This is a genomic window from Pseudoalteromonas sp. NZS100 (assembly GCF_015864815.1).
Lineage (GTDB): Bacteria > Pseudomonadota > Gammaproteobacteria > Enterobacterales > Alteromonadaceae > Pseudoalteromonas > Pseudoalteromonas distincta.
Map to the genome: position 1 here is coordinate 1 of NZ_JADYWM010000015.1, position 19,205 is coordinate 19,205.

Genomic DNA, 19,205 nt, shown 5'->3' on the forward strand with positions numbered 1-19,205 from the left:
TCGCTTTAGCATTTACTATGATGTGGCTACCAATGTGGGCTGATTGATATATGTACTACAAAGATCAACAGCCCCTAGTAGATTGCTAAAAACTAATGGATAAACAGATGACTAAACCAGTAATTATTATAGGTGGCGGACTTGCTGGTTTATACAGTGCGTATAAATTACAACTACTTAATATTGAGTACTTATTATTAGAAGCTAAATCGCAATTAGGTGGCCGAATTTTTGCCGCGCAATCACCAAAAAATAACGATGTTAGTTTTGATTTGGGTCCTACGTGGATATTTCCCCACCAACCAAAAATTCAAGCGCTAATAAAGTCACTCAACTTAAGTATATTTGAGCAATACAATAAAGGTGATGTGTTATATCAAGCACCTAATTCTAAGCAACCTCAACAAATTGCAGGTGCTGGAGATATGCAACTATTTAGACTCAAACACGGCATGAATACCTTAATAACTGCCTTATGTGAGCAACTTAATCCTGATTCAGTGTTATTAGAACACAATGTCACTGAGCTTAAAAAAGGTGATAATAGCTGGCAAGTTACTGTTAATCACTTAGGCAATATAAAGCACTTTACTACTGGCAAATTAATTTCAGCAATTCCTCCTCGTATGGTTACAACGCATTTAACACCTGAACTATGGGCGACTCCAACGCTCATACACCACCTTAGTAGTGTACCTACATGGATGGCAGGACAAGCCAAGTTTATAGCTACTTTTGAACATGCATTTTGGCGTGATAAAAACTTATCTGGGCAATGCTTTAGCCGCGTAGGCCCTATGGTCGAAATTCACGATGCCAGTGCTGAGGATAGTAATTACGCCGCATTATTTGGCTTTATAGGTGTCCCCTACTTATCACGAAACCAAGTAACTCAAGAGCAATTAATTCAAGCCTGTGCCCAACAGCTCAGCTACTTTTATGGTAAGGATGCTGAAAAGGCAACCGGATACTTTATTAAAGACTGGGCAGAGGATAAATTTGTAGCTAATAGAGACGATCAAACTCAGCCTTCACGGCACCCAGAGTTTGATTTTTCAAACTTGGAAGAGCAATTAAGTAACCTCAACATTCATTTTGTAGCGAGTGAGTTTGCAAAACAAGAAGCAGGATATTTAGAAGGCGCAATATACGCAGTGGATGACGCTATTAAATCGTTTGTTAATTAATAGCCCTGTATTTACTGATAACTTAACCATCAAGGGTTTTAATTTTACAGCCCTTGATGGTTATAAATGTTAGTTGTTTTTAGTAACGTCTTCACCACTGCCCAGTAAAGTGGCAACCCACTTACCTTCTGCACTGGCTTCTAGGGCTATTTTTACAATCATTGTTAATGGAACAGATAAAAGCATACCCACAGTACCTAATAACCAGCCCCAAAATATTAATGATAAAAACACCACTAACGTTGAAAGACCCAGCCCTTTGCCCAAAAATTTAGGCTCTACAATATTACCCATTACCGTATTTATTGTTAAATATCCTGCAGCAACAAGTCCTGCCACTAATGGGCCTTGAGTAATAAGGGCAAGTAATACAGCTGGTACAGCCGCAATAATTGAACCTATATTTGGAATGTAATTGAACATAAATGCCAACACGCCCCAAAGCACAAAGTAGTCAACGTCTAAAATCCATAAGTAAAACGCAGCAATAATACCCGTCCCTAAACTTACTAGCGTTTTAATTGCCAAGTATGAATTAATAGATTCTAAAAAGCGGTCAATTTGCTTCATTTTACTATCAGGGTCTTCAAGTGCCATATGTATTTTTTTGCTCAGCATTGGCCCTTCAAACAGCATAAAAACAACCGTTAAAATAATTAAAAACATGTTTGCCATTACGCCACCTAACCCAGTGAGCATATTAGTGGCCACATCAACCATTTTGCCAGGGTCGAACATATTAATTAACTGATCTTTATTGATCAGTATGTTGTATTGAGATGCTAAATCGACCAGCCATACAAATTCTTCTTTAAGTTGTGTTTTATACTCAGGAAGCTGCTGAGAAAAATCGTTGATAGATTGCCCTACAAGCCCGCCAAGGCTTACCCCCAAGCCAACTATAATCAGCACGACCAACATAACAGCAATGCTTTTAGGAATTTTGTAGCGCGCAAAAAACTTAATAAGCGGATTACAAATAATGGCAATAAATGCCGCCAAAATAAACGGAATAATAATTACACTCGCCGCTTTTATCCCCGCGAGTACGACCACTAAGGAAGCAAAAACTATTAAGCTTTTATTTACTCCAGTTAAACTTGCCAATTTATTAATCCTTTTATTAACTATATCGTCCCAGTGTAAGGCAAAAGGTAATTAAATGAAATAATTACGAAGTGATCATAAAAGCCTGTTTTACGTATAAATTTGCAAAGCTGTTTGCTAGCGAGTATGTTTTTTAATCACTTGCTTCTATTTTATTGTAAGGATGAATAATGCATATATTTATAACTGGCGCGACCGGATTAATTGGTAAGCACTTATGCCCTTTTTTACTTCATCATAATACTGTTACTGTACTTAGCCGAAATCCGACTAAAGCAAACGTATTATTAGGCCACAAAGTTAAAGCGGTAAGTGACATTAGTGATGTTGACTTTAACACTGTTGATATCGTTATTAATCTCGCTGGCGAGCCGATTGTAAATAAACGCTGGAGCGACAAACAAAAGCAAATAATACGAAACAGTCGTATTGATATTACACAGCAAATTAGTGAAGCTATTAAAGCCTGTAGTACTGCTCCGCATACTTTTATATCTGGCAGTGCAATTGGTTTTTATGGTCGACAAAATAGTAATCCTATTGATGAAACTTTTGAAAGCCCACACGACGAATTTAGCCACCAGCTTTGTAAAGACTGGGAAAATGCAGCACTACTCGCCCAATCAGAACAAACCAGAGTATGCCTTTTGCGAACGGGTATTGTTTTAGCTAAAAAAGGAGGTGCACTTGGAAAAATGTTGCCTGCTTTTAAATTATGCTTGGGTGGCCCGATTGGTAATGGCGAGCAAGGCATGTCGTGGATACACATCGACGATATGATTCAGCTAATACTCTTTATTATTAAACACCCAGAAATATCAGGCCCTGTTAACGCAACAGCCCCCAACCCTGTAAGCAATGCTCAATTTAGTAAAAGCTTAGGCGAGGCGCTCTCTCGACCTGCATTTATCACTATGCCCACTGCAGTACTTAAACTATTAATGGGTGAAATGTCAGACTTACTAACAACGGGACAATTTGTAGTCCCTAAAAAGGCGCTCGTTCATAATTATCGTTTTCATCATCCTGATATTAAATCAGCTTTAGAGAGTTTGGTTTAGCGGGCGTTAATAATTCTTGAGGTAAAATATAAAAATTGAAAAAGCAATCCTTTTAACTGAATTGACCTTTTCTTATTAATACATAATAATTACAACAGTTAGTTAAATATATATTTCATCATTTTATAATAAAGAGAATAAATCATGTTTCATTTGCCTACTGTGATCTTCTTCTCTTTTATCCTTAACTTATTCATAAGCTTATTTTTTCTCTCAATTTATAAATATAAAAAACAAACATCTTTTTTATTATTTGGTTTAGCCTGTGCCACATTCGCATTAGCCGAAATACTAGCATGTTTGCGCTTATTCATAGATCTTCCTTTAATAACCCACTATTTAGCTAATGTTTCAATGATTACTAGCCCACTTTTAATTATTGTTGGACTATATAAATACAAAAACGTACAAAATATTAGCTTAATGCCTCTTTACTGCATATTTGGTTTTTCTAGCTTATTGTTATTGGCAATTTATCCTTTCGGTGCAGCAAAAATGCTAACGAGTTTAGTAATTGCCGGATTATTTATTTACACAGCTTATTTAATCAAAAGCATGAGCTTTGTTGCTAAAGCCCAGAAAAAGGCGTTAATTACCTGCTTTTTAGTGCACAGTGGAGTTATGTTTTTAAATGCTATATTTCTATCAATACCGGTACTTAGTTCGAGTATTCAAGATGTAGCAACCCCTTTGCAAATTGTGCTTATTAGTCATTTACTATTAGCCACACTGAGTGCTCTTATACTGCCATTTTTGTTATTTTCTAATAGTGAATACACGCTATCGAACCTTGCCAATACCGACTCTCTTACACAGTTATTTAATCGCAGAGGTTTTTTTAACAACGCCAAAGCAGTCCTTAAACAGCCTAATAACAATGATATAAATGTATCTATAATTATTTTAGATATCGACTTTTTTAAGCATGTAAACGATAAGTACGGCCACGACACGGGCGATCAAGCAATTAAATGGATTGCGCAGCACATAAAAGAGCAATTTATTGATGAGGGTATTTGCGCCAGAATAGGCGGTGAAGAATTTGCAATATTACTACCAGACTATTCCCTACGAGCAGCTAAAGAATATGCAGAGCACTTACGTGAAAATATTTCTAAGCATCCGTTTTATTATCAAAACGCGCATATAAAACTATCTGTGAGCGCGGGAGTGAGTCACTCTGTAAATGGTAAAATGAGTGTAAAAGACTTACTGTCGTTGGCTGATAAACGCCTTTATCTTGCTAAAGAAACCGGCAGAGATAAAGTAGTTAGCTTTGACGAAAAAAACCTCTTAATGCAGTGTTAATTATTTTACAAGCTATTATAAAAAAGGTTCTTCCTATAAAAACGTGGTAACCCTTTGTATTTATAGTGACTTGTTCCTTTTTAGTTATATCAATTAGCTCAAGTATTTATGCAGGTTAGTATTAAACATCTACATAAAAAAAGCCCTTCATTCGAAGGGCTTTGGTATACACACAATAGAGTTAATAAACTACTTACATGAAAGTGTAGCTTCGCCTGCTTTATTTGGCACAAACTGAATATTAGCCACAGAAATTGATGCTTTACCATTGCTGTGTAAGCTAAATGGGCTTGTTAGGTTTGCAAAATTAACACCCTTATCAGCAAAACAACCTAAATCGATTGATACTGACTGCCATTTATTTTCAATAGTTTTATCCACGACGTTTGCTAAATCAATGCTTGCACCACACTCACCAGAACAAGTCATAGCAAGGGCTACATCGTTCGTTAGTGCCTCGTTTAATTTAATATCAAAGCTAATCACACTGTTTGCTTCAACGTAGGCAATGGTATCTTCTGCAAAGCTTGTTACTATTTCAGCACTGGCTTTTTCTGCACCGCTGAAGTTAAATTGGCGCGCGTCTTCTTGTACTGTTTTGTCCTCAGTACGGTATTTAATTGCACCAAATTCATGGGTACTACTCGATACATCTAAAAGCTCATCGCCCGATTTTAACAATAAGCGCCATGGTGCTACAGGTGCACCAACAAGTATATCCATACTTGTAAGCCCTGAGTTATCAAGTTTAGAGTCTTCATCAAGGTCGTCAGCTAGCACATTTTTATCGCCATACGTTAAACCAAAACCATAAGGAAGTAATGGATCGTAATTTTCATCGCCTTTATTAACCGCAGTTTGTACCGCCGATTTAGGCCAAGAAAACGATAGCTTACCTTTAAAGTTATTTTGGATGGTGCCGTCTGCCGCTTTTAATAACACATCAGCAATACCCGCACCTTCTGTACCTGGTAACCAAGCAGCCACAAACGCATCAGATGCGTTAAGTTCGCTGTTCACCCACATAGGTCGACCTGAAATAAACACAGATACAACAGGAATGCCTTGCTCTTTTAGCGAGCTTAAAAGTGCTAATGACTTTTTATTTCCGCGCTCAAATTCAAGGTTATCTTTATCGCCGTGCCCTTCTGCGTAAGGTTCCTCACCAAATACAACAATGGCAACATCAGGACGTTGTTCAAACGTACCATCAGCACTTAAAGTAACACTTCCACCTGCTGCAGATATTTGCTCTTCAAGCCCTTTGTAAATTGACGTTGCTCCAGGGAAATCTGCATTTTTATTATTAGTCCCTTGCCACGTAATACTCCAACCACCCGACTGTTTACCTATGTTATCGGCACCATCACCTGCAACAAGCACGCGTTGATTAGCTGCGATAGGTAATAGGTTATTTTTATTTTTAAGTAATACAAGCGATTCGCGCACAGCTTGGCGTGCTACTTCGCGATGCGCTTGCGCGCCAATAAGCTCTGTTTTACCCGAGTAAAGACGCTTAGCCGGACTTGGTTTATCAAATAACCCAGCGCGTAACTTTACGCGTAAAATACGTGCAACCGCATCATCAATGCGGCTCATACTTATTTTACCTGCATTTACTTGTGCAATTGTATTTTCATATAGCGGCTTCCACGCGCCTGTTGGCACCATAAAAATATCAAGGCCAGCATTTACCGCTTCTGGGCAGCTTTCGTTAGTACAGCCTTTAATTTGCCCATGGCCGTTCCAATCTCCCACTACAAAACCATCAAAACCCATACGTGTTTTTAATACATCTGTAAGTAAGTATTTATTGCCGTGATTTTTAACGCCATTCCAGCTATTAAAAGACGCCATAACAGATTGACTACCCGCCGACAAACCACCTACGTAACCTTGAGCATGAATATCAAATAGCGATTGCTCGCTGTCTATATTATTTCCCTGATCATCCCCATCAACAGTGCCGCCATCGCCAATAAAATGCTTAACCGTGCTAATAACGCGCTTATCACTTAAAAAGTCGCCATCGGCTTTACCTTGCAATCCATTTACAATCGCTGCTGAGTAATCGTGAACAATTTTTGGATCCTCAGAATAGCCTTCGTACGTTCTGCCCCATCGGTCGTCTCGTACTACTGCTACAGTGGGTGCAAATACCCAATCTATTCCCGTAGCCATTACTTCTACTGCGGTAATAGACGCTATTTGCTCTATTAAATCTGGGTTATTAGCTGCGCCTAAACCAATATTATGTGGAAAAAGTGTCGCGCCAATTACGTTATTATGACCATGTACTGCATCGGTGCCCCACATAGTTGGAATTTTGCTGCCATCCACTGAGTCATCAATAGATGCTTGATACATTTTTTCTGCAAGTGCAACCCAATCCTCTGGCGTTGCATGCTTATCGCCATTAGGAAAAGCACCACCGCCATTAAGGTAAGAGCCAAAACCATATTTACGCATGTCTTCAACGGTAATATCACGAATTTCTGGTTGAATCATTTGCGCTACTTTTTGCTCAAGCGTCATATTTTCTAAAAACGTGACAATTTGAGCTTCAATAGCAGGGTCTTTTTTCACTGCAATTGAAAGCTTTGGCCAAATTTTCTCAAGCTCTGATTGCGCTTCAACATTTACTTTTTCAACATTGCTTTCGTTAGTGCATCCGCTTAGTGAAGTAACACTTCCTACTAACGTTGCAATTGCTAATGCATTAAGTTTAAAAGTCGTTTTCATTATGATGGCTCCTTCACTAATACTGGTTTGCTGCCTCGTAGGCCGTAAAAAACAATAAATATGTAACATAAAATAGGTAAAACATACGAAAGTTGGACACCCACACTATCAGCAAGTGCACCTTGTAAAAGTGGCACTATTGCACCACCTACAATCGCCAAACACAAAATACCAGAGCCTTGAGCGGTATGCTTACCAAGTCCATTTAACGCTAAACTAAAAATAGTGGGGAACATAATAGAATTGAATAAACCAACCAATAGTATTGACCACATTGCTAATTGACCCGACGTGCTCATGGCAATAATGACTAAAATAATAGCCATGGTTGCGTTAAAGCCAAGTACTTTACCAGCGGGTAGTTTTTGCATTACAGCAGCACCAATAAAACGCCCAACCATAGCACCACCAAAATAATAAGTGATGTAATGAGCTGCAACATTCTCTTTTAGCCCTGCTATATTTTCTTGTGCTAAAAAGCTTACTAAAAAGCTACCAATTGCCACTTCGGCGCCTACATACATAAATATACCCACAGCACCTAATACAAGATGGCGATACTGCCAAGCACTGCCTTCAATTGCTTCTGAGTTTTCGGCTTCTGCTTTTTGCTCGCTCATAATGTCTGGTAATTTAAGCCAAGCAAAAATACCGGCTAGTAAAATAAGCATTGCAGCTAAAAGGAGGTAAGGAAGTTGAACTGACTCTGCATTTTGAGCCGGTGTTAAAAAGGCTTCTGACGCTGAGTCTAGAATTAACAGAGCACCAAATGATGGCGCAACAGTAGTACCTAAAGCATTAAAAGCTTGGGTAAGCGTAAGTCGAGATGACGCAGTTTTTGGCGAGCCCAACAAACTTACGTAAGGATTAGCAGATACTTGCAATAACGTTATACCGCTGGCAAGTACAAATAAAGCGAATAAAAATACAGGGTAACTATGTAAAGATGCTGCTGGGTAAAATAATATACACCCGACGGCTGCAATTAATAATCCAATCACAATCCCTTTTTTATATCCCACCTTTTTAACTATATAACCACTTGGAAGTGACATTAAAAAGTAAGCGCCAAAAAAGCAAAACTGAACCAACATGGCTTGTACATACGTTAAGTTAAATACGGCTTTTAAGTGTGGGATTAAAATATCATTTAAGCAGGTTATAAATCCCCACATAAAAAACAATGTTGTTAAAGAAGTTAATGCAAAACTGTAATTTTTATCCTGATAGTTTTGCGACTGTGTGTGTGTTGTCACTGGTGCTGAACTTGCCATGTGTTCTCCGTATTTTATTATTATAAATCTATTCTTAAGCTGCCCTGTTTTAGTTTTCAGCTGTCTTTAAACCATCCAGAAGCATTAAAGAGTTGACCTAAGAATTAATAAACACTAACCTTAAATGTAAGCGCTTTCATATGCAATTAAATACGAACAAGCTGTATATTTCAACACTTTTTATTTTTTGTACCACGCATACAGCATTAATTAAGCAAAAACACAGAGCTGATTTCTCTGTAAATGACTAACAAAAGGTTTGTTATTAATGACAAAATTATCACTACCACCCCATTCACCGCTTTTATCTAAAAACTTTGTATACGGTGTGGCCACGGCTTCTTTTCAAATAGAAGGCGGATCACAAGATCGTCTCCCATGTATTTGGGACACTTTTTGCGATACGCCCAATAAAATAGTCGATAGCTCAGACGGTCATACCGCGTGCGATCACTATAACCTTTGGCGTGATGATATAGACCTTATTGAGTCACTTGGCGTAGATGCTTACAGACTTTCTATTTCATGGCCGCGCGTGATGACCCAAGACGCAAAGTTAAATCCTGTAGGCGTGAAGTTTTATACTGATATTTTAGATGAGCTAAAACGTCGCAATATTAAAGCCTTTGTTACTTTGTACCACTGGGATTTACCGCAACACCTTGAAGATGAAGGCGGTTGGCTTAACAGACAAACAGCTTATGCTTTTGAACATTACGTAAATTTAATTACCAAAGCCTTTGGCGATCGCGTTCACTCTTATGCCACATTGAATGAACCATTTTGTAGTGCGTTTTTAGGTTACGAAATTGGTATTCATGCCCCAGGTAAAGTGGGTAAAGAATATGGCCGTAAAGCAGCGCATCATTTATTATTAGCCCACGGACTCGCTATGAGCGTATTAAAGCAAAACTCGCCTAATACTTTAAATGGCATAGTGCTTAACTTTACGCCGTGTTATAGCCTTACTCAAAGTAATGAAGACTTAAAAGCCACTGCATTTGCAGACGACTATCTTAATCAGTGGTATATCAAACCAATAATTGATGCCCAATATCCTGATATAATTAATCAATTACCATTAAACCATCAGCCTGATATTCTTGAGGGCGATATGGAACTAATTTCTCAATCTATTGATTACTTAGGTATTAACTTTTATACCCGCCAAGTTTATAAAGCGCACCCTACTGACATTTATGAGCCTATTGCACCTACGGGCCCGCTAACTGATATGGGGTGGGAAATTTACCCGCAATCGTTCACTGACTTGCTCGTATCGCTTAATAAAACATACACCTTACCGCCTATTTATATAACCGAAAATGGTGCAGCAATGCCCGATACGTATAATAATGGTGAAGTTAACGACTTAGACCGTTTAAGTTATTATAATACTCATTTAAACGCGGTTCATAATGCAATTGAACAAGGTGTTGTTATACATGGCTACTTTGCTTGGAGCCTAATGGATAACTTTGAATGGGCAGAAGGCTATTTAAAACGTTTTGGTATTGTGTATGTAGATTATAAAACCCAGCAACGCACTATTAAAAACAGTGGCTTAGCTTATAAAGAACTCATCTCTAAAAGATAAGAGCATACCCATAACTAAAAAAGTATAAAGCGGGATAAATAATCATGGTCAGTGTAAAAGAAAAAATAGCGTATGGCTTAGGCGACACCGCCAGTAATATTATTTTTCAAACAGTTATGATGTTTTTAATGCTGTACTACACAGACGTAGTGGGTTTATCACCCGCTGTTGTCGGTACTATGTTTTTAGCAGTACGTATTTTTGATGCCGTAACCGACCCATTAATGGGCAACCTTGCTGACAAAACACATACGCGCTGGGGGCACTTTCGCCCCTACCTACTTTGGCTTTCGCTTCCTTTTGCCATTATAAGTATTTTAGCGTTTACTACGCCTGATTTAGAAGGCACCGATAAAATAATTTACGCCTTTACTACTTACACACTTCTTATGGTAGCTTACACCGCTATCAATATTCCTTATTGTGCACTGGGCGGTGTACTTACTGCAGATGTAAAAGAGCGCGTGACTATTCAGTCTTACCGCTTTGTATTTGGTATGTTAGGCGGCGTAATAGTAGCGGGTTGTACTATGCCAATGGTTGAGTACTTTGGCCAAGGCGATGCAGCTAAGGGCTATCAATACACCATGACTGCAATGAGCATTTTAGGCTTTGTACTTTTTTTACTTTGTTTTTTAGGCACAAAAGAGCGTATACAACAGCCAAAAGAGCAAAACATTCCTTTTGCCCAAAGTGTTAAAGCATTAATTAAAAACGATCAATGGCGAACACTTTGCTTAGCTGCGTTTTTTTTACTTACCGGTCAAGTATTAAGGCTTACGCTTGCTGTTTACTACGTAAAATACTATTTAGGTCGAGACGATTTAATCACCTTATTTATGACACTAGGCGTTGCAGCAAGCATGCTAGGGTGTGCTTTAGCTCAACCGCTTGCAAAGCGCTTTTGTAAGATAAAAGCCTATATAAGCTTACAAGTTATTGCTGCCGCTATTTGTGGTTTTAGTTACTTTATTAGTAAAGATCAATTAGTACTCGCATTTACTGCCTTTATTTTATGGAAATTCTTTTTAGATATGGCAACCCCGTTGTTGTGGGCAAAAATGGCCGACACCATAGATTATGGGCATGAAAAAACAGGTGTACGCATTACGGGTTTAGTTTATTCAGGCGTTATATTTTTTATTAAAATGGGCGTGGCGGTAGGCGGCGCAATTGCAGGCTGGTTATTATCTTTTTACAGTTATCAGGCCGATGCAGTACAAACGCTTGATACCCAACACGGTATTTTACTGTCATTCACTGTACTACCTGCTTTTGGCTCATTATTTGTTGCCTACATAATGAAAAAATATACACTGACTAATCAGGTTGTTGAAAATATTCAATCTAAACTAACAGCTAGTTAAGATATATACTCTAAGGTATTATTTAGCCGAAGTAGTTAAGGATAAGCGAGTGAACAAATAACATGGCAACAATTTATCAAGTTTCAGAGCTTGCGGGCGTATCGTTAGCCACCGTTTCTCGCGTGATGAACAAAAATACCCGTGTAAGCGATAAAACCAAACAAAAAGTGCTTGATGCCATGGAGCAGCTTGGCTACAAGCCTAACTCAATAGCGCAATCTTTAGCCTCTAACTGTACTAACAGTGTCGGTATTTTAGTGTCTGAGTTACATGGTCCTTTCTTTGCCCAAATGATGGCAGGTATTGAGTCGGAGCTTCGAGCTGCGGGTAAACACGTTATTATTACCACCGGGCACAGTGAAGAAGACAAAGAACAAGAAGGCATTGAGTTTTTAATTAGCAGACGCTGCGATGCCATTATTTTGCACGTAGAAGCCGTTTCTGACGACTACCTAATAAAACTAAGTAAAGGCTCTACGCCCGTTTATTTAATGAGCCGTTACGTAGAGCAATTAAAAGATAACTGTATCAGTTTAGATAATCAATTAGGTGGTTACCTAGCCACTAAATCGATATTAAATCAAGGCCATACACAAATAGCGTACATTGCAGGTCCGCAGTTCAAAGCCGATGCTTTTAACCGCTTAGAGGGTCATAAACAAGCACTCACAGAGGCTGGTATTAAATTTGATCCTGCGCTTTATTACATTGGGGACTTTAACGAAACCGGTGGTAGTAAAGGCTTAAAACATTTTATTGATGAAAAGCTCAGTTTTACTGCACTAGTGTGCGCCAATGACGAAATGGCTTCCGGTGCTATGAAATATGCTCGAGAGCACGGTTATAATTTACCAAACGATTTATCGATTGTTGGATTTGATAACGTTATTTTTGCAAACTACCTGTACCCTACACTCACGACGATTGATAATCCGATCGGAAAAATGGGCGAAATGGCTGCTAAATTAGTGCTTAAAGATGTTTATCAAAATAAAAACCTTGTTATAAATCGCTTTTTTGAACCTACTTTAATGCAGCGCGATTCATCTGCACCACTTATCAAGTAAAGACTAAAAGCGAATACTAATTTTGGTACAAAAAAGCGGCTAAATGCCGCTTTTTATATGTGGGCTACTTAACAATCCAAGGCGTTACTTTAATAACCTGCGATATATCGCCAAGCACTGCAGTATCATCTTCCCAGCTATCTTTAACTGCAAAATAACACACTGACTTTTCACACGTTATGCTCTTATCATCAAATTGCATTGGGCTTTTAAATGTAACTGCTACGCCCTTTTGCTCTGGTAATAAAAACCACATTAATTTACTTACAAAAAAGCCCGACAAATCAGTTAACAGCTCATCAAGTTCTTCGTTAATGATATATAACGACTGCTTTGAAAACGTTAAATCTTCAAGTTCGTTTGCTTCTATTTGAAGTTTTAATTGGCAATCATGATCTGGATTTTGTGGCTGCACCACAATGACGGCTTTATCTGTATCAAGTTGCTTATCGAACGGTAATAGTAATTGTGCTTTATCGGTGAAGTTAAGTGGGTACTCGTTTCTTTCAGTTAAAATAGTGCCGCTTTTAATGGCACACGCTTCGTTAGTTGCTATATCACTTATATAAAAATTAACTCGCGCATATTGAAAATCGCCTTTGTTAACAACTTTTAATCGGTCATAAAAACCGTCATACGACATCACAAATTCTCTTGCATTAACATTAAATGCACTCATGCCCAGCAGCACTAACGCAATGGCGTTGGTGCAATTAAAAATGTATTTATTCATCAAAGTAGGCTCTATTTTGGCTAATCATCGTGTTTAGCTCTTCTATATACGCTTCACCGCGCTCAGAGTAAGACATTAAACCGTGTGTAAGTTCAGTCGCTAAAATTGGTTTTTGCTCAAGACGTAAGTTTTCACGTATTGCGCGCAAATCTTTATAAGCAGGATGCGTATTTATGTTTTTAAAGTAAGAGTTTATAGCAGCTCTTACCGATTTAAACGCAGCAACTTCGTGTGCCGATCCAGTATTACGGCGTTTTGGTACCATGCCACAACCTTTTGTGTAACACCACTGACCAAAAAAGTTAAGGCCAATACGTGCAAAACGCGATGTGCCCCACGCAGATTCATTCGCAGCTTGCATAAGCGCTAATTCTTTAGGAATTATATCAACACGGCGTAGTGCTTGCGTAAGTATTAGCGTATCAATGGTGGTTGGTAAGCCGTACGACTTTAATATTGCTGCAATATCTTTGCTTTGTTTAGATTGAAGTGGCTCGTTACCCTCAAGCATCATGCGTGCTATTTCAAGCTTAGCGCGTTGCTGTAATATTTTTTTGTTTTCGGCTTCAACGTGCGGACGAATAAAGCTAAAAAATGCATGTTTTTTTTCTTTAACATCACTAAATTCTGAAAACTTTGGCAGTTTTACATTATGTAATGGTTTTTCTTTTTTCTTCACTTTTTTTGGTTGTTCTGACGTTTGTTCATCTAGTTCAACATCGTCACTTTGTATAAACGGGTAAGCAAGCGCCCATACAAAAAACACGGTTAGTAAAAGCTTAAAAATCGTTTTTAACATGTATTCTCTCTTTGAAACAACAACTATGCATGGTTAATACACAAGCATACGAAGGCGCATTATACCTAAGCCACTTTATAAACGCGAATAACTGGGGTTTGATGACCTTTTACGGTTGAATTTTCAGCAATGTATTTGGGTTTTAGATAAAACAGAGCCTATGTAGTGCATTTGTTCATTCGCAATTTATAAGTCCATGGGTATACTGAGCAAAGTTTAATAATATTAACTATGTGTGAGTAAGCAGTATGGATAAACAATGGCAAAGCCGAATAATAGAGCAATATAAACATCGTCCTAACGATAATCGCTCACCGTGGCAGGTCGATCGTTCGCGTATTATTCATGCAGCTGCATTTAGGCGTTTGCAAGCTAAAACCCAAATTATGGGCATTGGCCTAAACGACTTTTACCGCACTCGCCTTACCCACTCTTTAGAAGTATCGCAAATTGGTACTGGCATATTGCGCCACTTAAAAGCGCAACATAGCGACTTTACGCACTTTCCATCAACCGGACTGCTCGAAACATTGTGTTTGGCGCACGATATTGGCCATCCGCCTTTTGGTCATGGTGGTGAAATAGCGCTAAATTACATGATGCGCGATCACGGTGGTTTTGAAGGTAACGCACAAACACTGCGCATAGTTGCAAAACTTGAGCCCTACAGTAATGGGCACGGCATGAACCTAACTCGTCGTACTTTATTAGGTTTTATAAAATACCCCGCGTTTATTAATACGCTTTGGCATACCATTCCCGATGCCACAACCGGTCGTGCATTTATAAAAGCAGATGATTGGCGACCTGCCAAAGGGTTATACAACGACGATGCAGCCATATTCAATTGGATAGTAGAACCACTGAGTCAAAACGATAAAACGTTGCTGGGTAACAATGCTGCTATTGATAAGTACCGCGCTAAAACAACGTATAAATCGCTCGACAGCGCCATAATGGAGCATGCCGACGATATAGCATACGCGGTACACGACTTAGAAGATGCCATTGCAACCCACGTACTCACATTAGACGATTGGCAAACTCATGCTCTGCCCCATTTAAAAACACTAAACTTTGACTGGCTAAACGCCATACTTGAATCGCTGACCCAGCGCTTGTTTTCAAAAAATGATTATGAGCGAAAAGATGCCATAGGTGAGCTGGTTAATACCTTTATTATTCATATACATTTGGATATTCAAAACGATAACTTTGAATGCCCTATTTTAAAGTACACCGCTAAATTAGATGCCCAATACGACAGTGTATTGCAAATACTTAAGCATTTTGTGTTTCAACGTTTAATACGCGACCCCGAAATGCAGCAAATAGAGTTTAAAGGTCAAAACTTACTAATAGAGTTATTTACCGCGTTTGCTAGCGATCCGCTGCGTTTATTGCCCGAAACAACACAAGCACAATACATAGAAGCGCAAAAGCAAAACCAAGGGATGCGTATAATTTGCGATTATTTGAGTGGAATGACCGACGAGTACGCCTATAAAACATACCAACGATTGTTTTCACCTATGCAGTAGCTAACTGCTAACTAGCAAACATTGAAAAGGCCGAGTAAGGTTAATTTACTCGGCCTTTTTGCTTAGCTATTAAAGTTAGCTATTTGGTTAAAGCGCTTTTATAACGACTCTACACCCATGTTGTATAACGTAAAACCAAATATATCAGCATACTGCTCAATTGTTTTACTCGTTGGTGTACCTGCGCCATGCCCCGCATTGGTTTCTATACGAATAAGCGTTGGATTATTACCCGTTTGTTTTGCTTGAAGCTCAGCGGCAAACTTAAACGAATGCGAAGGGACAACGCGGTCATCATGATCGCCAGTTGTGATCATAGTCGCTGGATACTCAACACCTGCCTTTACATTATGAAGTGGTGAATAACCTTTAATGTATTCAAACATTTCTTTGCTTTGCTCACTGGTACCGTAGTCGTATGCCCAACCAGCGCCCGCAGTAAATGTATGGTAGCGCAGCATATCAAGTACGCCTACAGCAGGTAGAGCTACTTGGAATAGGTCTGGGCGCTGCGTCATCACTGCGCCAACTAACAAACCACCATTAGATCCACCGCGAAGTGCTAAGCGCTTTTTAGATGTGTACTTTTTATCTTTTAAATACTCAGCTGCGGCAATAAAGTCGTCAAACACATTTTGCTTTTGCAATTTAGTGCCGGCATTGTGCCAATCTTTACCGTACTCACCACCACCGCGAATATTAGCGACGGCGTATACACCACCTTGCTCAAGCCATACTGCATTAACGGGGCTGAAGCTTGGCGTTAAACTAATATTAAAACCACCGTAACCGTATAAAATTGTAGGGTTTGAACCATCAAGCTTAATGCCTGTTTTATAGGTAATTACCATCGGTATTTTAGTACCGTCTTTAGATGTGTAAAACACCTGCTCAGACGTGTAATCATCACTATTAAAATCAATAGCCGACTTACGATAAACACCCGATTCACCCGTAGCTACATCAAACGTATAAGTAGTACCTGGTGTTTTGTAGTTAGTGAACGAATAATAAAGCGTTGTTTGATCTTTTTTACCGCCAAAACCGCGTGCTGTACCCACGCCTGGTAATGTAATTTCGCGAATTAGCTCGCCTTTTTTGTTGTACTGTTTTACCTGCGAAATAGCATCAACCATGTAGTTGGCAAAAAAGGTATCGCCACCTTTTGTAAGATTTAGTACGTTTTTGGTTTCAGGAATTAAATCAACCCAATTTTCTGGGCTTGGGTTGCTTGCATCAACCGTCACTACTTTTTTGTTTGGTGCATTAAGGTTAGTAACTAAAAACAGCTTGCTGCCTTCGTTATCAATAACTGATGTATCTGAATCAGTATTTCCTACAACCGTTACAAACTCACTGTTTTCTTTTGTTAAATCTTTTATAAACAGCTTATTGCCTGAAGTAGACGTACTTGCCGAAATAAGTAAGTAGCGGCCGTCATGAGTTACATCAGCGCCTACATAGCGATGTTTTTGCTCATCAGTTTCACCAAATACAACACTATCAGTAGATTGTGCAGTACCTAACTTATGGTAATACGCTTTATGCTGATCTGTTTTAGCCGAGAGTTCACTGCCTTTAGGTTTTTCGTAACTTGAATAATAAAAACCTTCGTTACCTAACCAATCTATGCCACTAAATTTAACATCAACAAGTGCTTCTTCAACTTGCTCTTTAGTTTTTGTATCAATAACTATAATTTTACGCCAATCGCTACCACCTTCAGATATTTGATACGCGAGCAATGATCCATCTTTTGAAAACGATAAACCCGACATAGACGTCGTACCATCTTCACTAAACTTGTTTGGATCTAAAAATACTTCAACGTCGCCGCCATCTTTACTGCGATATAAAACATATTGATTTTGCAGACCATCGTTTTTATAAAAATAGGTGTAATCGCCTTCAGTAAAAGGAGCGCCTACTTTTTCGTAATTCATTAGTTTTTCAAGGCGCTGTTTTAACTTATCGCGATAAGGAATTTGTTCTAAATAAGAAAACGTTAAATTGTTTTGCGTTTTAACCCAATCGGCAGTTTCGTTGCTCATATCATCTTCAAGCCAACGATATGGGTCACTAACGGCTTCTTCAAAGTAGGTATCTACTACATCGCCTTTTTTTGTTTCTGGGTATATAACTGCGTTAACTTGCTTCATAGGTGCTTTTACTTCTTCTTGAGTTACCGTATTAGTTGGCTCTGAACAGCCGCTAAGCGCTACAATTACAGCACACGCTAGAGTATGTTTAAACATCCCGAGTTCCATTCTTATTTATTAATAGTGCGCCTAAGTTATTAACTTTTAGCCCTTTTGTCTATTTAGATGCGTTAAGCGCCATTTATCGCTGTAAACAAATGTAAACTTACGCTTTAATAGCACGACCCTCATTAAAATAAAAAACAATAAAAGAGCACACTATGCAAAGTACAAACCCCACGTTTAAAAGCTTTAAAGCTTTCTATCCTTATTATTTAAAAGAGCACCGCAACGTGACTTGCCGCCGCTTACATTTTATAGGAAGCACCCTTGTTCTTGTTGTAATCGCAATAGCATTATTAAAACAACACTACAGTTTATTGTGGCTATTACCTGTTATTGGATATGGGTTTGCGTGGGTCGGGCATTTCTTTTTTGAAAAAAACCGCCCTGCTACTTTTAAACACCCTTTTTACAGTTTGTGGGGAGATTGGGTAATGTTTAAAGACATACTTATTGGAAAAATTAAATTTTAACACTATTTCTAGCACTCTTTTTTATACCAATTACTTATAAAAACAAAATTACTTCATGCTTTAAAGTATAGGTTCTAATAAGTAGTACATAATTTATAATACACCCATTAAATGTTAATTTAGTTAACATTTAATGGGTGTATTTTTATTTTATATTTTTAAAAATATTTATAGCTCAACAGTTGTTTATTGCCAGCCCAATAAAAATGGCTTCCTACAAATAATTAGTTAAATCTACCAACCTCATCTTACCAGTTAATTAAACGTTAAATTTAATTTTTAAATATAATTCATTATCCATCAATTACTTAGCAATCACCTTCGCTATATAACTAAAACAATGGTCATTATAAAAAACAACCAAATGTAATTATAAAAAACCTTAAATTAATTGAATGTTATTCAATTGACTGGCTTTGTTAATTAAGTATATGTTCAAGGTAACAAAAAAGTTTATACCAATCCGCTTAATTAAGTGATCTATTTTGAGGATGGAAAAACGTGTTGATAGCTAGGCAAAAAATTCGCTATTTAGTTGCTCTCGGCAATTGCTCCTGCATTGCTCTACCTTCTGCATCCATGCAGTCGTAAATGAGAATTTTTTAACGCAGGTAACGGCACGTTTAGCCCCTAAAAATGATTAAGTATTATTGCGGGTTGGTATTAATCTTTTTGTACAAAACTAAAA

General features: G+C 38.2%; 14 protein-coding genes. 8 read left to right on the forward strand and 6 right to left on the reverse strand.

The window, feature by feature from the left end; translation table 11 throughout:
* Positions 1 to 107 precede the first annotated feature (107 nt).
* The gene (locus tag I6E69_RS14750) at positions 108 to 1,187 is read left to right on the forward strand and encodes an FAD-dependent oxidoreductase (RefSeq protein WP_197121547.1); all 1,080 of its coding nucleotides are present in this window, start codon (positions 108 to 110) and stop codon (positions 1,185 to 1,187) included.
* A 69-nt stretch (positions 1,188 to 1,256) separates the two neighbouring features.
* On the opposite strand, the gene I6E69_RS14755 is transcribed toward I6E69_RS14750, so the two are convergent.
* On the reverse strand, positions 1,257 to 2,294 hold the full coding sequence (locus I6E69_RS14755; protein WP_002959797.1) for an AI-2E family transporter: 1,038 nt from the start codon (positions 2,292 to 2,294) through the stop codon (positions 1,257 to 1,259).
* A gap of 170 nt (positions 2,295 to 2,464) precedes the next feature.
* Between I6E69_RS14755 and I6E69_RS14760 the strand changes: the two genes are divergently transcribed.
* Both I6E69_RS14760 and I6E69_RS14765 read left to right on the forward strand, forming a co-directional pair.
* On the forward strand, positions 2,465 to 3,355 hold the full coding sequence (locus I6E69_RS14760; protein ID WP_197121548.1) for a TIGR01777 family oxidoreductase: 891 nt from the start codon (positions 2,465 to 2,467) through the stop codon (positions 3,353 to 3,355).
* 354 nt (positions 3,356 to 3,709) lie between these two features.
* Positions 3,710 to 4,663, forward strand: a complete 954-nt coding sequence (locus I6E69_RS14765) for a GGDEF domain-containing protein (protein ID WP_002959792.1) — start codon at positions 3,710 to 3,712, stop codon at positions 4,661 to 4,663.
* Between the two features lie 189 nt (positions 4,664 to 4,852).
* Here I6E69_RS14765 and I6E69_RS14770 read toward each other — a convergent pair whose 3' ends face one another.
* Positions 4,853 to 7,405 carry an exo 1,3/1,4-beta-D-glucan glucohydrolase gene (locus I6E69_RS14770; protein ID WP_197121549.1) on the reverse strand — a complete coding sequence of 851 codons (2,553 nt, stop codon included), beginning with the start codon at positions 7,403 to 7,405 and terminating at the stop codon, positions 4,853 to 4,855.
* Positions 7,405 to 8,679, reverse strand: a complete 1,275-nt coding sequence (locus I6E69_RS14775) for a sugar MFS transporter (RefSeq protein WP_138489229.1) — start codon at positions 8,677 to 8,679, stop codon at positions 7,405 to 7,407. The genes I6E69_RS14770 and I6E69_RS14775 overlap by 1 nt, the downstream gene beginning before the upstream one ends.
* Before the next feature lie 268 nt (positions 8,680 to 8,947).
* On the opposite strand from I6E69_RS14775, the gene I6E69_RS14780 reads away from it, so the two are divergent.
* The 3 genes from I6E69_RS14780 to I6E69_RS14790 all read left to right on the forward strand — a co-directional run bounded on the left by I6E69_RS14780 (position 8,948) and on the right by I6E69_RS14790 (position 12,710).
* Positions 8,948 to 10,276, forward strand: coding sequence for a GH1 family beta-glucosidase (locus tag I6E69_RS14780; protein WP_197121550.1), 1,329 nt, complete (start codon positions 8,948 to 8,950; stop codon positions 10,274 to 10,276).
* Between the two features lie 44 nt (positions 10,277 to 10,320).
* On the forward strand, positions 10,321 to 11,643 hold the full coding sequence (locus tag I6E69_RS14785) for a glycoside-pentoside-hexuronide (GPH):cation symporter (protein WP_182696453.1): 1,323 nt from the start codon (positions 10,321 to 10,323) through the stop codon (positions 11,641 to 11,643).
* A gap of 62 nt (positions 11,644 to 11,705) precedes the next feature.
* On the forward strand, positions 11,706 to 12,710 hold the full coding sequence (locus tag I6E69_RS14790) for a LacI family DNA-binding transcriptional regulator (RefSeq protein ID WP_002959786.1): 1,005 nt from the start codon (positions 11,706 to 11,708) through the stop codon (positions 12,708 to 12,710).
* Positions 12,711 to 12,774: 64 nt separating this feature from the next.
* On the opposite strand, the gene I6E69_RS14795 is transcribed toward I6E69_RS14790, so the two are convergent.
* Together I6E69_RS14795 and I6E69_RS14800 are read right to left on the reverse strand one after the other, a co-directional pair.
* Positions 12,775 to 13,443 carry a DUF2987 domain-containing protein gene (locus I6E69_RS14795; protein WP_269435729.1) on the reverse strand — a complete coding sequence of 223 codons (669 nt, stop codon included), beginning with the start codon at positions 13,441 to 13,443 and terminating at the stop codon, positions 12,775 to 12,777.
* Positions 13,436 to 14,242 carry a glucosaminidase domain-containing protein gene (locus I6E69_RS14800; protein ID WP_197121551.1) on the reverse strand — a complete coding sequence of 269 codons (807 nt, stop codon included), beginning with the start codon at positions 14,240 to 14,242 and terminating at the stop codon, positions 13,436 to 13,438. The genes I6E69_RS14795 and I6E69_RS14800 overlap by 8 nt, the downstream gene beginning before the upstream one ends.
* 248 nt (positions 14,243 to 14,490) lie before the next feature.
* On the opposite strand from I6E69_RS14800, the gene I6E69_RS14805 reads away from it, so the two are divergent.
* On the forward strand, positions 14,491 to 15,783 hold the full coding sequence (locus I6E69_RS14805) for an anti-phage deoxyguanosine triphosphatase (RefSeq protein ID WP_138489232.1): 1,293 nt from the start codon (positions 14,491 to 14,493) through the stop codon (positions 15,781 to 15,783).
* A 98-nt stretch (positions 15,784 to 15,881) separates the two neighbouring features.
* Here the strand turns inward: I6E69_RS14805 and I6E69_RS14810 are convergent, their stop codons facing one another.
* The gene (locus I6E69_RS14810) at positions 15,882 to 18,038 is read right to left on the reverse strand and encodes a prolyl oligopeptidase family protein (RefSeq protein ID WP_197121552.1); all 2,157 of its coding nucleotides are present in this window, start codon (positions 18,036 to 18,038) and stop codon (positions 15,882 to 15,884) included.
* Between the two features lie 164 nt (positions 18,039 to 18,202).
* Here I6E69_RS14810 and I6E69_RS14815 point away from each other — a divergent pair, with 164 nt between their 5' ends.
* Entirely contained in the window at positions 18,203 to 18,517 is a 315-nt protein-coding gene (locus I6E69_RS14815) for a DUF962 domain-containing protein (protein ID WP_182720447.1), read from the forward strand.
* Positions 18,518 to 19,205: the final 688 nt, after the last annotated feature.